Raw genomic sequence first — 19,439 nt, 5'->3', positions numbered from 1 at the left:
AGCGTGGATGAACGGTCATCAACTGTGTGGTTGTCCACGTTGAGGGGTGTTTTAGCGTGGATGGATCGACGGTAACAGGCAATCCATCCACGTTCCGAACAGTCAGCGTGGATGATTCGCCATTAACCATACGGCCATCCACGCTGAGAGACGCCTAAACGTGGATGATTCGCCGCCAACCAGCAGACCGTCCACGCTGATACCGTGTCCTGACGGCGCGAGGTCGAAAAGACCCCGCCCATGCGTGTATGGACGGGGTCTCATATCAATTGGAAGCCTCCCGCGGTGAAACGCCGCGTTCGGCTACGTGTCACAGCACGGCCATGAGCACGAAGTCGAGGATGAACAGCGCCGACACGGTCCAGATGATCGGATGGACGTTCTTGGCCTTGCCCTTGCAGGTCATCACGATGCAGTAGGTGATGAAGCCGCCGGCGATGCCGTAGGAGATGGAGTAGGAGAACGCCATGAACACCGCGGCGAAGAACGCGGGAATCGCCTCGGTGATATCGGCCCAGTCGACCTCCTTGAGGGAGGCCGCCATCATGCAGCCGACGATGACCAGCACGCCGGCGGTCGCGGCGGAGGGAACGGCGGAGATGACCGGAGCGAGGAACGCCGACAGCGCGAAGCAGACGGCCACGACCACGGAGGTCAGGCCGGTGCGGCCGCCCGCGGCGATGCCTGCGGAGGACTCCACGTACGTGGTGGTGTTCGAGGTGCCGCAGATCGCGCCGATCGAGGTGGCGACGGAATCGGCGAACAGCGCCTTGTCCATCTTGGAGGAGAAGCCATGGCCGTTCTCCAGGGCCTTCTCATCCTCGGCGGAGAAGATGCCGGTGCGACGGCCGGTACCGATGAAGGTGCCGAGCGTGTCGAAGGTGTCGGACATGGAGAACGCGAAGATCGTCACAATCACCAGCGGCAGTTTGGACACGTCGGAGAACAGCGCGGGGAAGCCCTCGGCGGTGAAGATCGCGCCGAACGTGGTCGGCAGCTCGGAGAAGGTCTGGGCGATGGACTGCGAGTCGGACCAGGTGGTCACGCCGAACGGAATACCGACGATCGTGGTGATGGCGATGGCGAGCAGCATGCCGCCCCTGACCTTGAGCACGGTGAAGGCGATGGCGAGTGCCAATCCGATGAGGAACACCCACAGCACCGGATTGTCGAACGTGGCCAGACCGGGGGTGGCGCCGGTCGCGGCCGTGGTCTCCTCGTCCGGGGTGAAGGTGATGAGGTCGACGTTGAGCATGCCGACATATGCCACGAACAGGCCGATGCCGCCGCCGATGGCCTGCTGCAGCGACTCCGGGATGGCCATGATGATCATCTTGCGGATTTTGGTGACGGTGATGATGATGTTGATCACGCCGCACAGGAACACCATGCACATCGTCTGCTGCCAGGTGAAGCCCAGGCCGAAGCACACGGTGTAGGTGAAGAACGCGTTAAGACCCATGCCGGCGGCCTGGCGTACGGCACGTTGGCGAACAGGCCCATGATAAGCGTGCCGATGATGGCCGCGATGATGGTGGCGAGGAATACGCCGCCCCATGGCATGCCGGTTTGCGAAAGGATCTGCGGGTTGACGACGATGATGTACGCCATGGCGAAGAACGTGGTCAGGCCGGCCAACACTTCGGTTGACACGGTGGTCCCGTTCTCCTTGAGATGGAAGAACTTCTCCATAGTCTCTTCTTTCCTGGGTTGTGCGGGGTTACGATCCCCGGCGAGAATTGCGACTCGCCCCGCCAGCGTCGCCAGATGCGGCATGGCCGGCCAGAACACACGCGATTATATCGCGCGCAGGTTAAGTCGCGGCGGGACGCGGCGGGACCACGCGGCAACCACGGCGAATCACGGGAAATCACGGAAACGGGACTATGGTGTGAGATAGCCAATCGCAGTGAAGGAGCGTCGCCAATGAAGACCATCGAAATCGGAACGTCGGGAGTGCATGCGTCGCAGGTGGCGCTGGGTGTGATGCGTATGGACGCGCTGGATCCGGGGGCGGCGGCCACAACGGTACGCGCCGCGGTCGAGCTGGGGGTGAACTTCTTCGACACGGCGGATATCTACGGATTCACGGCCGGTGCCGCCCACGCCAGCTCCCGTACGTTCGGCCGCGCGTGGCGTGACGCCGGCGTTAAGCGCGAGGACATCCTCATCCAAACCAAATTCGGCATCGTCATCGACTACGACGATCCGCAGGGCGTGCGTGCGCTGCGGTATGATTTCTCGGCCGCCCATCTCGTCGAGGCGCTCGAGCGCGAGCTTGAGGCGTTGGGGACCGATTATGTGGACTTCGCGCTGCTGCACCGTCCCGATACGCTGATGGAGCCCGATGAGGTGGCCGAGGCCTTCGATATTCTGCAATCCAGCGGCAAAGTGCGTCATTTCGGCGTGAGCAATATGGGTCCGTGGCAGGTCGAGCTGCTGCAGGCGTCGCTGGGGCAGAAACTGGAGGCGAACCAGCTGCAGTTCGGTCTGATGCACGCGCGGATGGTCAGCGACGAGATGATGGTCAACTCCACGGCCGAAGGAATGGCTCCGGCGAACCATTCCGACGGACTGCTTTCGTATTCGCGCCTGCGCAGGATGACGATCCAGGCATGGAGTCCGTTCCAGTCGGGCACCGAATTCGGTCCGTTCGTCGGCAATCCGCATTTCGCCGAACTCAACGCCGCATTGGACGCCAAGGCCGCCAAGTATGGAGTGAGCGCCAACGCCATCGCCACCGCGTGGATTCTGCGGCACCCCGCGAACATCCAAGCCGTGCTCGGCTCGATGAGCCTGACCCGCCTGGGCGAGATGCTCGACGGCGCCGACATCACGCTCGACCGGCAGGACTGGTGGGATCTCTACGTCGCCGCCGGCAACCTCATTCCGTAGCCTCCCGTCGCGCGGCTACTTGTCCAACAACCAATCCACCACGTTGATGATGCGAATGCCGTCCTCGGTGATGCCGGTTCGGTATCGGTCCAAAGTGAGCAGGGTTTTCGGGAAGGCATCGTGCAATTCCTGGAACGCGGCGAGTTCTCGCTTGCGGGTGGTCTCGTCGAGTATGGTTTCGGTGACTTGGATGTATTCGCGCTCGTCGAGTTTGGTGGCGATGAAGTCGATCTCCTTGCCTGAGCGCAGTGTGCCGACCGAAACGCGCCACCCGCGGCGCAACAGTTCGTTGTACACCACATTTTCCAGCTGAAAGCCCAAATCGTTGGTGGAAAACCCCGTCGACATGTTGCGCAGACCGGTGTCCACGGCGTAGAACTTCCTTAAGGGATTGAGGGTCTGCTTGCCCTGCAGTCCGAATTGCGGCGCCTCGTGCAGGATATACGCCTGCCGTAGTGCTTCGATGTAGCTTTCGACCGTTTCCGAAGTGGTGCGTCGTCCGGAGCTGACCAGCGCTCCGACGACTTTGCGAGTGGAGAACAGGTTGCCCGAGGTGGAGAACAGATAGGCGACCAGTCTGTTCAACAGGGCGATATCGCGTATTCCCAATCGTTCCGCCACGTCCTTGAGAATGACGGTGTTATAGATCGAGCTGAGTTCTCTCGTGATGCCGTCCTCATCCATGGAACGTAGCGAAAACAGGCTGGGCATACCGCCGAATCGAAGGTAATCGGCGAACAACTCATCGTTGGAGCGCGTCTGGCTGGGGTCGCGTTGCGCGGTGAATTCTCGGTATTCGGCGAATGACAGTGGGTAGATGTCGAATGCGATGGTGCGCCCGGCGAGCAGAGTGGCAAGATCGCTGGAGAGAAAATGGGCGTTCGATCCGGTGATATATACGTCGATGCCCTGGGTCGTGTGCAATCCGCGTACCACGGTTTCCCAATCTTCGACTTCCTGGATTTCATCCAGAAACACGTAGCGGTTGACATCCGGGTCGCTGGCGGCGAATGCGGCTGTGAGATCCTCGGTGAGATGCTGCGCTGTGATGTGCTGGGGAAGGCCGAATTCGTCGAATCGACGATGGATAATGTTGCGCTGGGGTATGCCGCGTTCCAGCAGGGTCGTGCGCAGCATGTCGAGGATCGTCGATTTGCCGCAGCGCCGAACGCCTTGCAGGACTTTCACCTGTTCGGTGTCGATGTAGGGTTCCAGCTGTCGGAGATAGGCGGGGCGGAGAACACGGTATTTGGTATTCATGGGTATCCCAATCTCTCGGATGCGTCGACTATACCCTACATTATATCGTGTTCAAGGTTAATTTGTCGAGTATAGTCGACACTTTGGGGATTATATTGGCAATGTGTCGGCCATATTCGACATTTTGCCGATGTGGGCTGATCCGTGATCAGCAGCAGTCGGTCGTGGCACGTCAGTCCTGCGATGGACTCTCATCTGTGGACCGCATTCTCAGGGATTAGCCGTGATTCTGCGGCTGATATCGACAGGCCGGGCCGGGCCTTTGCTGTGATGGTCCGGTGAATCTGCGGTGCTACCGGACGCCGGCAAGACAGCCTATATATCCTCCAGCGCTTTCAGTACTCAGGAATGCTGCGTCAGCGTATGCGAACGACGAGTCAGGAATGTCCAGACCGCCGTTGATCACAGGCCATCCTCCTGCTGCGACGGATTCCACGGCAGCCGCGCCTTTGCCCACAAGGAGTGGGTGTTCCGTGTTCGGGATGCAATTTGGCGCTGGGACTTGCGCAAAACGGACGCTTCGCCCGACGAGTCGAACGGAATACCATTCATCATGATGCAAAGCAGTGCGGCCGATCTCTTGAACGGTACCTTTGTTCGATATGCAAGCGACCACAGACGAGCTGTCGCTATCGGTCGTAATAGAAGCGAACACGTCTCGGTTTTGCTGAATCCGCGCCTCATGCATCAGTGTGGGATTGAACAGTACTTCGTAATCGAAATCATCGACTCGGGTCCAGATCCATTGAGGTTGAGTGGGAAGCATCAGATAGTCGTTCGGATTTATCTGCTCGATATGGCGATCCCTGTCGGTTTCGTTCTTGCCTTCTTGCGAAGCTATGTCGCCCAGCTGATACCCGTGGCGGGTGTTTTCTTGTCCCCTGATGATTCGACGTCGCAGCAAGGCGTCGCCCGGCGTGAAAACTGGCCACCCGTCTTCCCAAACTATTGGGAAGACGAAAGGTTCGCGCCCCATGAAACTATATCCTTCCACAACGCGCGATCCTAGGCACACGCCCCACCAGTCGCCGTTGTCATCGCGCAGCATATCGCTGTGTCCGACATTTTGTACGGGGAATCCCTCTCCTAAGGTGCGGTGCGTGAGGATGGGATTACGTGAATTGTTCTCGTAGTAGCATGCGTTCAGAGAATCGGAACGTGCCACCGACTGTGCGTGGCGGCGTTCGGTACCCGCTTCGGCGGCCAGCAAATAGTATGTGCCGTCCTTCAGGAAGATATGCGGCGATTCCGCCCATGTAGCTCCCTCCACCGCGCCATGCCAGATGATGCGTTCAGGGCCTTCGAGACGCCATCGTTCGGTGTCGAGCTTGCGCATCCAAATATCGGATTGAAATGGCCAACGCGGTGAGCTGGAGGGGCGACTTGCCGTCCACCATGTGGTGCCATCGGCGTCTATGAAGAAGTCCGGGTCATTGCCGACGGCTCCTTTAATCCAGTGTGGCCCTTCCCAAGTGAGACCATCGTCGCGCGAAACCAAGGCGAAATTTCCGTTCGCTGCTCGCAAGCGGTTGATCTCATCCGGATCTGCTCCATCCGCCAACGCCTTGTCCACCATGACTTCCATCACAGTGCTGACGATGATGATCGCATCTCCAAATTCTCGGATGGTGGGGGCGAATATGCCGTGATTGTCGGTACGGATATATTTAAGGAACAATCGACGTGCCATCTCTTCGTCGATCGCCGAACAGCGACGTTGCCAATGGGATAGATCTCGGGACGTATGGATAGGTAGGCCTGGCACCTGGCCGAAAGACGATGTCACCAGCCAAGCTTCATTGTTATGCCACATCCATGAGGGGTCGGGGAAGACTCCCTGCAGGACGGGATTGGTGATGGTGACGTCCCTTTTCATCGATGCTCCTTATTGTGTGTAGCGCAGATGTCCACGACATCCGTCTCATATCGTTATGAATATCATAACGATATGAGACGGATGGGGCAAGCGAATGCGTGTTTGGTTGCGACTTATGTGCGTTTTTGCTTGGCGGGGAGGCGTGCGAGCTGCACAGAATTCATATCGTTATGATATGATCGACGTGCGCTCTATCGCTGATGAGAAAGGACTTTCTGATGACGGACGCTGTCTCCGCTTGCAATATTCCTCAACCCCAGCCTCCTGCCGATCCTTATGGATATCTTCTGGTTCATTTTCTGGAGGATGACAAGGGCTACGCCGAACGCATCTATCTTGACGTCTCACAAGGAGACAACCCGGAGCGTTGGCATCCTTTGAACGGAGGTGCTCCCATTCTCACGTCTAATCTCGGCACGACCGGTGTGCGGGACCCGTATCTTGTACGCGATCCGGAAACGGGTACCGTGTATATCATCGCCACAGATTTACGTGTGTTCGGTGGCGACGATATCGTCCTTGAACAAGATCTTCAGGGGTGCGACCCCGACGAACAGGACTGGGAGTCGTATTGGAGCATCAAGTGGACGCATTGGAGCCATCATGGTAGCACCAAACTTATTGTTTGGAAATCCGAAGATCTGGTGCACTGGAGTGAGCCTTGGGAACTTGATGTGTCACGCCGCCCTGATGGCGGAAAAGAGGAGTTGGGTATGGCCTGGGCTCCGGAATGCCTGTGGGTGCCGGATTACCATCCTCAAGGGCATGTAGGCGGACGCGGCGCGTTTGTTGTGTACTGGTCCAGCAGATTGTTCGATTCCTCTGACCCGGACCATTCCGATGCTTCGGCGTATGATCGCGTGATGTGGGGAGCCACTCGCGATTTCACCAACGAGACTTTTGAATTCGGGGGCACGTTCATTGACCGTGGGCATAACACCATCGACACCACGATGTTGCAGCGAAGGCTGCCCGATGGAAAGATCCGCACCTATCGTGCGACCAAAGACAACGGTCCGAGGCCCGGTATCTGGTTGGATGCCACTGACGCGCGTCGCTGGTGGGAGGACGACGCGGAGTGGACCGTACTCCAGGAGAACATAGGCGTAGAGTATGTGCCCGATAGGGATCCCTCCGGAGTGGAAGGTCCGGCCTTATTCGCATCCCATAGCGACGATAAGGTGTATCTGTATGTCGATGTGATTCCCTCCATCGGGTACCGGCCGATGGTTGCCGTCGATCCGGACAAAGGCTTTGAATATCTTGAGACTCCGGACTTTGTGATGGCGCCGCATACCAAGCATGGCGGGGTTCTTTCGTTGACGAAGGCCGAATACGACCGTTTGCGTGACAACGATGGTCGTATCGGCGTGGAGTGATGTCCTTGCGTTTTGTAAAGGAGCTCCTCCCGATATATCTATGTCTCTGACGTAGAATGGGTGCAAGAAGGCGCTCTGCTGGGGCTCGGCTGCGATGATGGCACACTGCCAGCGAGCGTGACGTGGCATCTGATGGATAATCAAGGGAATAAGGCATCAACATGGTGGTAACACTTAAAGATGTGGCGAAGGAAGCCGATGTGTCGCCGGCTACGGTTTCGTATGCCTTGCGTGGCGGGCAGTATGTGTCTCAAGACACGATGGAAAAGGTGCAGAGAGCTGTAAAAAAACTCGGTTACACCACGAACCAGACCGCCCGCAATCTCCGTAACGGGCGCACCGGCGTGCTTGAGGTCGGCGTGCACGAGCTTGACATCCCATACTTTTATTCGCGAATGGCTGAGGCCATGGTTCAGAGAATCGAGAAATCGGGATACAAGGCTTTGGTGGTGCAGACTGGAGCCAACGTCAAGACGGTGCGTGAGGCTGTGAGTAGATTGGCCGATCAACCGTGCGACGGACTGATCACCAATGCCGGCGGTATGAACTCGGCTGAACTGAAACGGTTGGGAATGGGCAAGCATGTGGTGCTTGTCGATGATTTTTCACAACGTTTGGTGCTGGACACGGTGATTATTTCCGGAGAGGAAGGGCTTCGTCTGAGCACGAAGCATCTGATCGAACGAGGCTGCACGAATATCGCCTATGTTGGAGGTGCCTACGCGCCGCTCGCGGAGCTGGATCCAACAAACAGCGGGGATCTTCGTAAGAGAGGATATGCTACTGCCTTGTCCGAAGGCGGCCTGGAATATCGCGTTGAGAATATGTATGACGCGGCTTGGACCGTTGAACCCGGACGTGAGGCCGCTTGGCGAATCCTCAAGGACGGGATGCCATACGATGGCATCGTGTGCGCGGCGGATTCCTTGGCATTGGGATTGATCAGGGGTTTCGCGGACAAAGGCATTCGTGTGCCTGATGCGGTGAAGGTTTCGGCGTTCGACGGCATTTCTGTTGGCAATTATATGGTGCCTAGCCTGACCACGGTTTCCGTGGATATCGAGGATATGGCCGCCAAAGCCGTGGATATGCTCAAGTCCAGAGTTGAGGGGAGCTATGACGGTCCTCCCCGCCGTGAAGAGGCAAGGCTTGAGTTACTGGTGCGTGAGTCTTCTCGCTGAGGTGAGCGGTCCGTGATCCTGTGGAAGGTGGTTATCTACGCCTTCTTTGGATGTTTCCCGTTTCCTGATTGCATCAAACCTTTCTCATAACGATTTGACAAATATCTTGCCGTGTCATATCGTTATGATTATCATAACGATATGACACGGCAAAGGGATGCGGTGGTCGTTGTGCGAGGCATTGAAGCCGGAAAGGAAGAACGCGATGAGCACTTCGCTGAAGCGTAGGGTTAATTCGATACTTGCTGCGGGTGTGGCCGTTGCAATGCTGGTGGGCGTCACAGCGTGCGGCGGCAGCGATGCCGCGGTTGATGACAGTGGCAAGCCAATCGTGACCATCATGTCGACGAAAAACTCTCTGACAAAGATCGATCCCGCCGAGACTCAATGGTTCAAAGAACTTGAGGCGGCATGCGACTGCACCATCCAGTGGGACACTGTCTCAGTCGACGCGTGGCAGCAGCAGAAGGCCGCCGTGCTAACTTCTGGAGAGGTGGCGGACATCAGCATTGCGCTGTTCGGACAGTCCGATTTGGCCGGATATCCTTACTTCGAAGACCTCTCCGATGATCTGGACCAGCTTCCGTCGGTCAAGAAGTTCTTCGAAGACCGTGACTACGCGCGCAAGTCCGCCACTACGATGGACGGCAACATCTACCAGATCCCTAATGATGTGGTGTCCCAAGGCGAAAGCAACTATACCGGTCAGACTTTCCTGATCAACAAGACGTGGCTCGACAAGCTAGGGTTGGATATTCCTCGGACTTGGGATGAGTTGACCGAAGTGCTAAGGGCGTTCAAGACCCAGGATCCGAATGGCAATGGCGAGGCCGACGAGATTCCGTGGAATATCCGCGCGATGGAGACCTCCGGCTTCGGTTGGTATTCACCATTCCAGCTCATCAACTCCACGGGTATCTCCACCGCCATGACCATGTCTCCCGCTGGTCCTGAAGGGATCTACGCTAAGGATGGCAAGGTCGGCAACTTCTTGCAGACCGAGAATTTCCGTCAGGTGGTCGAATATCTCAGTGAACTGACCAGCGAAGGGCTGATCCCTCAAGCGGGCTGGACCAAGGACGATTCGAAGTGGAACTCCGAGCTCCAGTCCGATGGCGAGACCGCCATCACCGGCATGGCCATCACTTGGGACACCACATCGTTCGGTGGTCTCTCGGATCAGTATGTGTCCATTCCGGTGCCGTCCTCCAGCGACGATCCTGCCGATGCCACGGCCGAACAGGCGCAGTTGGCCTCGTATGATGGCATAGCTATCAAAGCTGACGCTCCCAACAAGGAGGCTATCTTCAAAGTCGTTGAAAAGATGATGGACACGGATGTGTCGGTAGCTCAGTTTTTCGGTGATCTTGGTGAGTATGTCACAAAACTCGGTGACAAGAGCTATGAGATTCCTCAGGAGCAGTACGATGCCGTGTCCGCCGGCGAATACGGCATGGGCAACCGCGGATACTCGTACTTCCCAGAGGGCATTACGATTGAAAACAATCCGGTGGAGCATTTCGATGAGACGACGCGCATCTACCGCGACCAAGCTCCTGGGCTTGATAGCGACGACTATTGGCCGGGGTATGTCATCCCGAACGATGAGGATGCAAAAACACTTTCCGATAACCGCACCCAGCTGCTCAACTATGTGGTGACTCAAGTCTCCCAATGGGTAAGTAACGGGGGCCTTGACGATGCCTCATGGGACGAGTTCCAAGACAGGATCAAGGCCTTGGGCGTTGAAGACAACATTGCGCTTTGGCAGAAGTGGTATGACGAATATGCCAAACTGTGATTGCTCTGGATAGGACTGGGGCTGAGATTTGAGTCTGAGTCGTATCTGAATCAACGAGGGCGGGGTGTGGAATCTGCGTGGACTCCACACCCCGCCCTCTTCGCGTTGGTCCAACTTGCTTTCTCATAACGTTGTGATATCATAACGTTATGAGAACGATGTGTTCGTTCTGTCAAGTGCAGTGAGGCCTTGGACGAAAGGAAAGAGAATGAGTGCGAGAGTGGATGAGGTGGTTCGCCCGGCGGCGGCGTGGGGTCGTCATGAGGGTGGCGGCTCGTTACTGCACGGGCAATCGTTGCCGGCGCGAATTGGATCATGGTTGGATTCGAAGGTGGGGCCGAAATGGCGGCTGTGGGTGCTGACGTTCCCCTGTCTGCTTTTCGTGGCGGTGTTCGCTTATGCCCCGATGTATGGCCTCCGTCTGGCCTTCTTCGACTTTGATCCCCGAGAAGGCATCTCCGGGGGTGAGTTCGTGGGGCTGAAGTATTTCAGCAAATTCATCATGTCACCGATGTTCGGACAGATTATGGTCAACACTATTCGCATCTCCTTGTGGACCTTGGTGATGAGCTTCATCTGCCCGATCGTCCTTGCGCTGCTGATCAACCAGATTGGCAACTCCAAAATCAAGGGATTCGTGCAGACGATTACCTACATGCCCCATTTCATCTCCACGGTGGTCATCGTCGCCATGATTAATATCTTCCTGGATCCGACCGCTGGCATCCTTGGTCGTTTCGCAGGAGACACCAGTCTGATGGCCATCCCAGGCATGTTCTCTGTCATCTATTGGGTCAGTGAAATCTGGCAGCATGTCGGCTGGGACTGCATTATCTATCTTGCCGCTCTTTCCTCCGTGGATCTTAGCTTGTATGAGGCGGCGAAAATCGATGGAGCGGGACGCCTCCAGCTTATTCGATATGTCGATTTGCCGACGATCATGCCGACCATCGGCGTCATGCTCATTCTCAAGATGGGATCGGTGCTGTCGGTCGGATTCGAAAAGGTCTTCCTCATGCAAAACGCGCTGAACCTGTCATCCTCCGAGGTCATTTCAACGTATGTCTATCGCATCGGCATCCTTGGCAACCAGTTCAGCTATTCCACGGCCATTGGCCTGTTCAACACGCTCATCAATTTCATCTTCGTTGTCGCGGCGAACACGATTTCGAAGAAGGTCTCAGATACCAGCATCTACTGATGTGAGAAGTGGTATGAGGCAAACCCGTCAGAAAAGGTCAGGTATCCCAATGACAAGCGCACTCGCAGGCGATTCTCCAACCTCTAAATTGACTTCCGCCGATATTCCATGGAATCCGAAGGTCCGGCCTCATAAAACGATGGGCGACTGGGTCGCCGACATCATCATCGTTGTGATGCTGGCGTCAATCGTATTCGCCATCATCTATCCGTTGTGGTTTGTCATCATCGCCTCGTTCTCAAATCAAGGCATGGTATCCCAAGGGCAGATCCTGTTCTTGCCGAAAGGCATCAATTTCGGAGGCTATGAGAAGCTTTTCGCCGATAGTCGCATTTGGCAGGGATACGCGAACACCATCTTGTATTCGGTGGTTGGAACCGCACTCAACATGATCGTCACGCTGCCTGCGGCGTTCGCCTTGTCGCGACGTGAATGGAAATCCCGTCGCGTGCTGCTGTTTTTGCTAACTTTCACGATGTTTTTCGTCGGTGGTCTGATTCCGAACTACTTGCTGTTCAAGAATCTCGGCATCCTCAACACCATGTGGGTGTTCATTCTGCCCTCCGCCGTCAATGTGTATAACCTCATCATCGCGCGCTCGTTCTTCGAGACGTCGATTCCCGATGAGCTCTATGATGCGGCGCAGATCGATGGGCTGACCTATTTCGGACACTTCTTCAAAATCGTCCTGCCATTGTCGAGTGCGATTATCGCGGTCGTCGGTCTCTATTATTTTGTCGGCCATTGGAATGACTTCTTCACTGGTCTGGTGTACATCCGTGACTCCGCGAAGTATCCGTTGCAGAATGTGCTGCGCGATATCCTACTGGCCAATCAGACCAACGCGCAGCAGGGCAATGTGAACATGGCGAACGCCGCCGAACAACAACAGTTGGCCGACCAAATCAAATACGGAGTGATTATCGTCTCCACGCTGCCGTTGCTCGTTCTATATCCGTTCCTGCAAAAGTATTTCAATAAGGGCGTCATGATCGGCGCGGTCAAGGGGTGACCTATGAGAGACATCGAAACCATCCATGTGCGACGGTCCGCTTCTTCCCATCGTGTCAGCGACGATTTGTGGGGAATCTTTTTCGAGGATATCAATGCCTGTGCGGACGGTGGTATCGCCAGCGAACTCGTGCAGAACGGTGCATTCGAATACTGCCGTTCGAGCTCGGAGCATTGGAGCAACTACTCATTCTGGACCAAGTCCGTGCCTGAAGACTCGTTCGCGGCGTTCTCTCTTGGCATCGACTCTCCAGTGGCTGAAGAGAATCCGCACTATGCCATCGTCGAAATCGGCAAGGCTCCGGCGAGTCTGACCAATGAAGGCTTTGACGGTATGGTGTTTCGTAAAAAGGAGTCCTATGACTTGAGTCTGTGGTGCCGCACCGAATCGGGACGCCCCCAGCGGGTGCGTGCTGAGCTGTTGGGCGATGATGGTCAGGTACTGGCCGAGGGGCTGCTGGTCTGTGATTCCGTTGGATGGAAAAAGCTGACCCTTGAGCTCGTCTCGCAGGGTGAGGCTTCTAACGGCGCTTTCCGTCTGACCTTTCTGAGCGAAGGCGTGTTCGAACTTGATTTCGTCAGTCTTGAACCCCGTGCCGCCTATAAAGGGTTGAAGCATTGCCGTCCTGATCTGGTAAGGGTCCTGGACGAGCTCCATCCGCGGTTCATGCGCTTCCCCGGAGGATGCATTGCCCATGGCTATGGCTATTACAACATGTACCGGTGGAAGGACACCATTGGTCCGGTGGAGCATCGTCCGCACAACTTCAACTGTTGGGGATACCACCAATCCTTCCGCATCGGATACTATGAGTACTTTCTTCTATGCGAAACCATCGGAGCCAAGCCACTGCCTATACTCCCAGCGGGGGTGGGCTGTCAAAACACGGATTCCGGACCGGTTCCCATCGCGCTGAAGGACATGCCTGCATATATTCAGGAAGTACTCGACCTGATTGATTTCTGCAATGCCGATCCTGCGGACAATGAGTGGGCGGCCAAGCGTGCGGAAATGGGGCATCCCGATCCGTTCGGCTTGGAATATCTCGGCATTGGCAATGAGGACCGCATTGATGCGGTGTTCGAGGATCGGTTCACCCGTATCTATGAGGCCGTCAGGGCCGCTCATCCCGAGATCACAGTCATCGGCACCGTCGGTCCCGACCCGGAAGGACGCGATTATGACGAAGGCTGGCGTATCGCGAGCAAACTTGGCGTTCCTATCGTCGATGAGCATTCTTACCGTTCTCCCAGCTGGTGGTTCCGTCATCTCGACCATTGGGATGGCGTTAATCGTCAAGGGCCAAAGGTGTATTTAGGAGAATACGGCTCATGGGGCACCGGACTCATTAACGGATTGGCGGAATCCGCAATCATGGGACGCATGGAAGCCAACGGAGACGCCGTGGTCATGGCCTCTTACGCGCCGTTATTCTGCAAAAATGGACATGCCGGTTGGAACCCGAATCTCATCTACTTTGACAACGAGCATGTGCACCGCACCTACAGCTATTGGGTGCAGCAGATGTATGCCGATACGATCGCCGACACAGCTGTTCCTCTTGAAATCGAAGGGGTCGTGGGAAGCGTGCGTGAACTTTCCGACCGGGTGCGGCTACGCTTCACCCATGATCAGGTGTGGGGAGGCGATCTCAAGCTCTCTATCACCGAATTCGAGATTCGTATGAGCGACGGCGAGATACGTCGCCTGCCGGACATGACTTATTTCACCGGTCTGGAGCAATGCCCCGACATTGACCTTCATGCTGATGACTATGAGATTCGCTTACATCTGGAATACCTCGCTGGGAAGTCCGATTTCTTCTTTGATTTCGGCGACATCGATGCAGGTGTGTACGACCAGATTCGTCTGAGTCGTAATATGTCGCGTATCACCGCATATTCCGAAAGCGGTGGTTTTGATATCGCCGCCGTGTCTACCGTGGGTCAGCGGACGGAGGGACAGCCCCAGCCCGGTGATGGTTGGCGGCTTCGGATTCTAGTGTCCGACCGTGGGCGGAAAGTCCGTGTGCTCGTGGATGGAAGCGAGCTGATGAGCGGCGTCGAAAGAGGAGAGGAGATCCGCAGAACGGTGGCTTTAGCCCACAACAGTGGGAAACGAACCAGTTATCTGCGCATCACCAATGCCATGGGATCACCTGTGGCGGTTGATGTGAAGGAGGCGCTGGGGCGTTCCGATCTTCCGGTTTCGTCGATACGCACGCTCACCGGAGATGATCCGTTGGCCGGCGTGCGGTATGAGGCCTCCCCGACTGCTCCCGTAGACGACATAGTGGATCTGAGCGTGTCTTCGATGGTCACCGTTCCCGCTTGGTCATTCACCGTTTTGTCCATTCCGGACGGCGAGCAGGGCTGAATGCCCGCCATGAGGTTCCTGGGCTGTTCTCTGGGAGCCGCGTGGACATTGCCATATGAAAGGAATCGCCCATGCCGTCTCATTATTGCTGTGTTTATTTCGGCTCACCGGCTTCGAAGCCAGCGGACGACCGGGCTGTTAGGTTCGCTGTATCTGATGCTGGCCTGCATTTCACCGATCTGAACGGCAATCGTCCGATACGACGGATCATGATGTATGGAGAGCGGGCAATGACCGAACTCGATGACGGGCGAGATGCGCGCCTCGCTTCGATTCGTGGCGATCGGATGACGTCGGTCAGCCGCGTTTTGAACCCTGTCTGCTGATGCCGCCTTTGTGGCCGGTGGCTTTGAACGGCATCGTGCCTTTGCCTAGTGATTTGCCGCCGTCTTTGCCTTTGATTCCCTGCGCTCGCGGATTGACCGCGAAAGGATTGCGTGATTGACGTTCCTTATGCGGCCACGCTCGGGTGGTGGCTGTTTGGGCGGCGGGCTTCTGTGACTTCTGCGGGTCCTTCGGCGTTCGGTGGGATGCTGGTTCTGTGGTTTGGCTCATGTCAGGCTTCCTGTTGCGGTGGTGGGGATGGTCGTTTGCTTGGCGGCATGCTGTTTCACTTCTTCGATGGCGTTATGCACCGCCTCCATGTCGATGTCTTTGGGAAGGAAGTACAGCTGCGCTCCCAAGGCGTCGGCCACGCGCATGATGGTATCGAACGAAGGTTTAGAATCGGGGCGCAGCGCCTTGTACAGCGATTCGCGGCCCAATCCGGACGCCCGGGCGACGCCCGTCATCCCTCGGGCGCGCGCGACCACGCCGAGCATATCCTGCAGCGAGGCCGGGTCGCGCTCTTCAAGCGCTGCGTTGAGATATCCGATGGCATCCTCGTCGGATCGGATGTCATCCTCGATATGCCAAGTGGAAAATGTGGTGTCCATCATCGTTCCTTTCGTCGCTGAGCTAGAAGTTGCCTAGCCGCAAAGATATCTCGGCTTTGGCTGCCTTTGTCCCCTCCGGCGAGCAGTAGGAGCAACTCGTCTTTTTCGAGTGCCGCGTAGACTCGGTAGCCAGGGCCGAAGTCGAATCGGAATTCGATGATGCCATCGAAGATCTTCCAGTCTCCCAGAAGTCGTCCTTCGCGCTCCATGCGGCGCAGCGAAGAACCGATCCTTTTCTTTGCGCGGGCATCCTCGAGTTTCCGCCACCATTTGTCGTAGTGGCTCGACTGCATAATCGTCCATTTCGAAGTGTATCCGATTGGATACGGAAAGTCAATAGGCATAATAGTCTCCCGTCTCGCACGCGATAGTTCGATGGTGGGCGGAAGGAGGCGAGGATGTCCAGTCGAACAGTCTTGTGTGGTTCGAGCCTTTGAGTTATCCACAAAGGCGATGCGCGTCCGGTGCGTTCCTCCGACAGCGGCGTCGCGGCCAAAGCGCATCGTCGCTGCCAAGCGCGACACGCCCGGATTGGGTGTGGGTCCGCTCGGGTCGGTATAGTTGTCGACTTGTAAACCACAGACCGTTGGTTGGAGTGTGCAAGCACTCCCGAAGTTTGGTTCGCCAAGCCAGCGCAGGTTGAGAGATATAAGCCCGTCAAGGGTACGCAGGTTCGCTTGCGAGATTATGTTGCTCTGCCTGTGCGCAGGGCTTTTTATTGCCCGGCGGGACGATCCGTCCTTCAAGTCAACGGCCGACTTAGGAAGGAACGCCATGAAGAGGCCCGAAAAGGAAGTGGTGGTCGCCCAGCTTACGGAGCAGTTCCGTAACGCTGACGCCGTCTACCTGACCGAGTACCGCGGGCTTACCGTTCCGCAGATCTCCGATCTGCGTGAAAAGCTAGGCCGCGATACTTCCTACACTGTGGCTAAGAACACGCTGGCACGCATCGCCGCCAAGGAAGCGGGCATCGAAGGTCTCGACGAGATCCTCTCCGGCCCGACCGCCGTCACGTTCGTGAAGGGCGACTTCATCGAGGTGGCGAAGATCCTGCGTGACTTTGCCAAGGAGAACAAGGCTCTGGTTGTCAAGGGTGCCGCCGCTGACGGCATCGTGTACGACGCCGAAGCCGCCCAGAAGCTGGCAGACCTCAAGTCTCGTCCGCAGCTGCTCGCCGAGTTCGCCGGCGACGTCAAGGCTACGATGGCCAAGGCCGCGTACCTGTTCAACGCCCTGCCGACCAAGGCCGTGCGTACGATCGACGCCCTGCGCGAGAAGCAGGAGAAGGCTGCCTGATTCGCCTGCGGCTCGCCGCGTGAATCATGAAGCTTCATAACTGAAAACAAACAAGGTTTATTCGGTTGCGGAATCCACTTCATCCGCGACCAAGATGGAAAGGAAGCCATTATGGCTAAGTACACCAACGAAGAGCTGCTGGAAGCCTTTGGTGAGATGACCCTCGTCGAGCTCTCCGAGTTCGTCAAGGCCTTCGAGGAGAAGTTCGATGTCGAGGCCGCCGCTCCGGCCGCCGTCGCCGTCGCCGCCGCTCCGGGCGCTGCTGCCGCCGCCGAGGAAGAGAAGGACGAGTTCGACGTCGTCCTCGCCGCCGTTGGCGACAAGAAGATCCAGGTGATCAAGGCCGTGCGCGCCATCACCAACCTCGGCCTGGCCGAGGCCAAGGCTCTCGTGGACGGCGCTCCGAAGCCGGTCCTGGAGAAGGCCAAGAAGGAAGACGCCGAGAAGGCCAAGGCTCAGCTGGAAGAGGCTGGCGCCACCGTCGAGCTCAAGTAATACGCGCGGGTGTGAAACCCGCCTATTGCGACGCTTGGAAGAACCCCGCAGTTCCGTATGGACTGCGGGGTTCTCCGCATAGTCGGGCGTGGACCGGAGGGTTCACAACGGGGGGAAATCGGCGGAAGTTGTTAATCCTTGAGGACAATCCGCGAATTCTCAAGGAAGCATGACACAATGGCTCGTAGTGTGTTTTTGCGTGAAAGGAAGGCTGGCACGGTGCAGTGGACGGTGAGAATCAATGGGATCGACCATGTCAGCGTCAAACCGGGCGAGCGCGTTGAGATCGGCCGTAAGCCGCTGCGTCCGCTGGCGGATGACGGCAATACGCGCGTCGATGTGATCGACGGCACCAAGTCGATGTCGAAACGGCATGCGGTGTTCGAAGTGCAGCAGTCCGGCGGCGCGGTCATCTGCGATCTGAACTCGACCAACGGCACCTATGTGGTGCGGGACAACGGCGACCTGCTGCGGTTGCCGGCGGGCGTCGACTTTCTGCTGCCCACCTCGCCGATGCGCATGCAGTTCGGCGATGTGCCGGTGGATCTGATCCGCCTCGAGCAGCCGGTCGAGGCGGAACCGGAGGATACGCCCGTGCCCGACCTGTTCGGTTTCGCGGTCGAACCCGCCAAACAGGAGCCGGACGCCGCCGATATGTCGGTGGACGATATTCTCGATCTGCGGGCCGGCGAGCCCACCAGTATGTTCGACGCGGCCAGTGTGAAGCGCAGGGTGAGCGAGCTCGATCTCTCCAATCCACTGACCCAGCTCGACCGTGAACCTGAGCAGCCCCGCGATCTGTTCGCCGACGCGGTGGCCACCACGGCCGGGGAGTCCCAGACGCAGGCCGCGCCGCAGCTGGTGCCGCTGGCCGCCGACGAGGTCGCCATGCAGCCGGCGTCGGTCGATCCGTTCGCGACGGTGGCCGCCGTGGCCGAGACTCCGACCGATGCCGCGCCGGTTGATGCCGACAAGCCGGAGGCGATGCCCGAAGCGCAGACCGAGGCATCCGCCGACGCGCTGTCGTTCGCGGCGTCCGGATCATTTGAGGCTGCGGAAGCCGCGCAATCCGCGGAACAGTCCGTGTTCGTCGCGCAGTCCGTGTTCGCTGCGCAGTCCGAGCCCGTCGACCAGCCGGCAGCGTCCGACCGGATCGCGCCGGTCGACGAGACGGCCTCCGATTCGTACGCGGCCGTCGAACCCGAAGCTCAGGGCGAAGGCGATACGCCGATGGCGCAGACGACCGAGCCGCAAGTGATCGAGTCGCAGACGGCCGAGCCGCAGCGGATCGTGTTCGCTCCCATGGAGGATGCTTCCCCGACTCCGACCACGACCGTGGCATCCGCCGCGACGCCCACCGCCACGGCGGCGAACGCTTCGATGACGTTCACCGCGATGGAATCCGGCAATGATATGGCCGCCGACGCCTACACTCCTGCGTTCGAGCCCGGTTCCGTGTTCGAGCGCGTCTCCAAGGGGGAATTCGACGCCCAGGAGCAGGTGGTGCAGGTTGACGGACTGAACTCCGACGATGCCCGTCGCACCGAGGATTTTGCCATGCAGTTCGAAATGGCGCGGCATCCGGAACTGCTGCCGTTCCTCGCGATGAACCCCTCGCTGTACGACGACCTCTATGCGTGGCTGGCCGCGCAGGGAAACCGCGATATCGACGAGGCGCTCGCCCGCAATCAGGGATATCAGGACTACCGTGAGGCAGTTGGAAAGTGAGTCG

Annotated in this window: 15 protein-coding genes and 1 pseudogene; 10 read left to right on the top strand and 6 right to left on the bottom strand. The window is 57.6% G+C overall.

Going from position 1 to position 19,439, the window contains the following annotated elements; all coding sequences use genetic code 11:
* Positions 1-310: 310 nt before the first annotated feature.
* Positions 311-1,692: pseudogene (locus BE0216_RS05615) on the bottom strand (NCS2 family permease).
* Positions 1,693-1,926: 234 nt separating this feature from the next.
* On the opposite strand from BE0216_RS05615, the gene BE0216_RS05610 reads away from it, so the two are divergent.
* Entirely contained in the window at positions 1,927-2,895 is a 969-nt protein-coding gene (locus BE0216_RS05610) for an aldo/keto reductase (protein ID WP_094637356.1), read from the top strand.
* 15 nt (positions 2,896-2,910) lie between these two features.
* On the opposite strand, the gene BE0216_RS05605 is transcribed toward BE0216_RS05610, so the two are convergent.
* Both BE0216_RS05605 and BE0216_RS05600 read right to left on the bottom strand, forming a co-directional pair.
* Positions 2,911-4,155, bottom strand: coding sequence for an ATP-binding protein (locus BE0216_RS05605; protein WP_094637355.1), 1,245 nt, complete (start codon positions 4,153-4,155; stop codon positions 2,911-2,913).
* 292 nt (positions 4,156-4,447) lie between these two features.
* Entirely contained in the window at positions 4,448-6,031 is a 1,584-nt protein-coding gene (locus BE0216_RS05600) for a family 43 glycosylhydrolase (RefSeq protein WP_094637354.1), read from the bottom strand.
* A 218-nt stretch (positions 6,032-6,249) separates the two neighbouring features.
* Between BE0216_RS05600 and BE0216_RS05595 the strand changes: the two genes are divergently transcribed.
* The 6 genes from BE0216_RS05595 (at position 6,250) to BE0216_RS05570 (ending at position 14,981) form a co-directional block, all read left to right on the top strand.
* Entirely contained in the window at positions 6,250-7,410 is a 1,161-nt protein-coding gene (locus BE0216_RS05595) for a glycoside hydrolase family 43 protein (RefSeq protein ID WP_094637353.1), read from the top strand.
* Between the two features lie 161 nt (positions 7,411-7,571).
* Complete coding sequence (locus tag BE0216_RS05590; protein WP_094637352.1) at positions 7,572-8,591, top strand: LacI family DNA-binding transcriptional regulator; 1,020 nt, start codon at positions 7,572-7,574, stop codon at positions 8,589-8,591.
* 205 nt (positions 8,592-8,796) lie between these two features.
* Positions 8,797-10,392 carry a type 2 periplasmic-binding domain-containing protein gene (locus BE0216_RS05585; protein WP_158217240.1) on the top strand — a complete coding sequence of 532 codons (1,596 nt, stop codon included), beginning with the start codon at positions 8,797-8,799 and terminating at the stop codon, positions 10,390-10,392.
* A 208-nt stretch (positions 10,393-10,600) separates the two neighbouring features.
* Complete coding sequence (locus BE0216_RS05580) at positions 10,601-11,593, top strand: ABC transporter permease (RefSeq protein WP_226805708.1); 993 nt, start codon at positions 10,601-10,603, stop codon at positions 11,591-11,593.
* A gap of 49 nt (positions 11,594-11,642) precedes the next feature.
* Positions 11,643-12,605: a carbohydrate ABC transporter permease gene (locus BE0216_RS05575; RefSeq protein ID WP_094637350.1), complete on the top strand. Its 963-nt coding sequence runs from the start codon at positions 11,643-11,645 to the stop codon at positions 12,603-12,605.
* Positions 12,606-12,608: 3 nt separating this feature from the next.
* Positions 12,609-14,981, top strand: a complete 2,373-nt coding sequence (locus tag BE0216_RS05570) for an alpha-L-arabinofuranosidase C-terminal domain-containing protein (protein WP_094637349.1) — start codon at positions 12,609-12,611, stop codon at positions 14,979-14,981.
* Positions 14,982-15,278: 297 nt separating this feature from the next.
* Here the strand turns inward: BE0216_RS05570 and BE0216_RS05565 are convergent, their stop codons facing one another.
* The 3 genes from BE0216_RS05565 to BE0216_RS05555 are packed head-to-tail and all read right to left on the bottom strand — an operon-like array spanning position 15,279 to position 16,209.
* On the bottom strand, positions 15,279-15,536 hold the full coding sequence (locus BE0216_RS05565) for a hypothetical protein (protein ID WP_094637348.1): 258 nt from the start codon (positions 15,534-15,536) through the stop codon (positions 15,279-15,281).
* Positions 15,533-15,916, bottom strand: a complete 384-nt coding sequence (locus BE0216_RS05560) for an addiction module antidote protein (RefSeq protein ID WP_211279949.1) — start codon at positions 15,914-15,916, stop codon at positions 15,533-15,535. The genes BE0216_RS05565 and BE0216_RS05560 overlap by 4 nt, the downstream gene beginning before the upstream one ends.
* Positions 15,916-16,209, bottom strand: coding sequence for a type II toxin-antitoxin system RelE/ParE family toxin (locus tag BE0216_RS05555; RefSeq protein ID WP_158217239.1), 294 nt, complete (start codon positions 16,207-16,209; stop codon positions 15,916-15,918). Before BE0216_RS05555 ends, BE0216_RS05560 begins: the two co-directional genes overlap by 1 nt.
* Positions 16,210-16,690: 481 nt before the next feature.
* Between BE0216_RS05555 and rplJ the strand changes: the two genes are divergently transcribed.
* From rplJ to BE0216_RS05540, 3 genes are all read left to right on the top strand, one after another.
* A complete protein-coding gene (gene rplJ, locus BE0216_RS05550) occupies positions 16,691-17,212 on the top strand; it encodes a 50S ribosomal protein L10 (RefSeq protein WP_072724771.1) in 522 nt (173 codons plus the stop codon).
* 111 nt (positions 17,213-17,323) lie between these two features.
* A complete protein-coding gene (rplL, locus tag BE0216_RS05545; RefSeq protein WP_072724773.1) occupies positions 17,324-17,707 on the top strand; it encodes a 50S ribosomal protein L7/L12 in 384 nt (127 codons plus the stop codon).
* Positions 17,708-17,884: 177 nt separating this feature from the next.
* A complete protein-coding gene (locus tag BE0216_RS05540) occupies positions 17,885-19,435 on the top strand; it encodes an FHA domain-containing protein (RefSeq protein WP_094637345.1) in 1,551 nt (516 codons plus the stop codon).
* Positions 19,436-19,439 lie beyond the last annotated feature (4 nt).

Origin of the sequence: Bifidobacterium eulemuris (assembly GCF_014898155.1) — a bacterium.
Classification (GTDB): domain Bacteria; phylum Actinomycetota; class Actinomycetes; order Actinomycetales; family Bifidobacteriaceae; genus Bifidobacterium; species Bifidobacterium eulemuris.
This window is presented reverse-complemented; position numbering and strand designations above follow the sequence as displayed.

Excerpts from the sequence above, each read along its gene's own strand:
- BE0216_RS05610 (WP_094637356.1), top strand. The coding sequence starts at position 1,927 with ATGAAGACCATCGAAATCGGAACGTCGGGAGTGCATGCGTCGCAGGTG.
- BE0216_RS05605 (WP_094637355.1), bottom strand. The coding sequence starts at position 4,155 with ATGAATACCAAATACCGTGTTCTCCGCCCCGCCTATCTCCGACAGCTG.
- BE0216_RS05600 (WP_094637354.1), bottom strand. The coding sequence starts at position 6,031 with ATGAAAAGGGACGTCACCATCACCAATCCCGTCCTGCAGGGAGTCTTC.
- BE0216_RS05595 (WP_094637353.1), top strand. The coding sequence starts at position 6,250 with ATGACGGACGCTGTCTCCGCTTGCAATATTCCTCAACCCCAGCCTCCT.
- BE0216_RS05590 (WP_094637352.1), top strand. The coding sequence starts at position 7,572 with ATGGTGGTAACACTTAAAGATGTGGCGAAGGAAGCCGATGTGTCGCCG.
- BE0216_RS05585 (WP_158217240.1), top strand. The coding sequence starts at position 8,797 with ATGAGCACTTCGCTGAAGCGTAGGGTTAATTCGATACTTGCTGCGGGT.
- BE0216_RS05580 (WP_226805708.1), top strand. The coding sequence starts at position 10,601 with ATGAGTGCGAGAGTGGATGAGGTGGTTCGCCCGGCGGCGGCGTGGGGT.
- BE0216_RS05575 (WP_094637350.1), top strand. The coding sequence starts at position 11,643 with ATGACAAGCGCACTCGCAGGCGATTCTCCAACCTCTAAATTGACTTCC.
- BE0216_RS05570 (WP_094637349.1), top strand. The coding sequence starts at position 12,609 with ATGAGAGACATCGAAACCATCCATGTGCGACGGTCCGCTTCTTCCCAT.
- BE0216_RS05565 (WP_094637348.1), bottom strand. The coding sequence starts at position 15,536 with ATGAGCCAAACCACAGAACCAGCATCCCACCGAACGCCGAAGGACCCG.
- BE0216_RS05560 (WP_211279949.1), bottom strand. The coding sequence starts at position 15,916 with ATGGACACCACATTTTCCACTTGGCATATCGAGGATGACATCCGATCC.
- BE0216_RS05555 (WP_158217239.1), bottom strand. The coding sequence starts at position 16,209 with ATGCAGTCGAGCCACTACGACAAATGGTGGCGGAAACTCGAGGATGCC.
- rplJ (WP_072724771.1), top strand. The coding sequence starts at position 16,691 with ATGAAGAGGCCCGAAAAGGAAGTGGTGGTCGCCCAGCTTACGGAGCAG.
- rplL (WP_072724773.1), top strand. The coding sequence starts at position 17,324 with ATGGCTAAGTACACCAACGAAGAGCTGCTGGAAGCCTTTGGTGAGATG.
- BE0216_RS05540 (WP_094637345.1), top strand. The coding sequence starts at position 17,885 with ATGGCTCGTAGTGTGTTTTTGCGTGAAAGGAAGGCTGGCACGGTGCAG.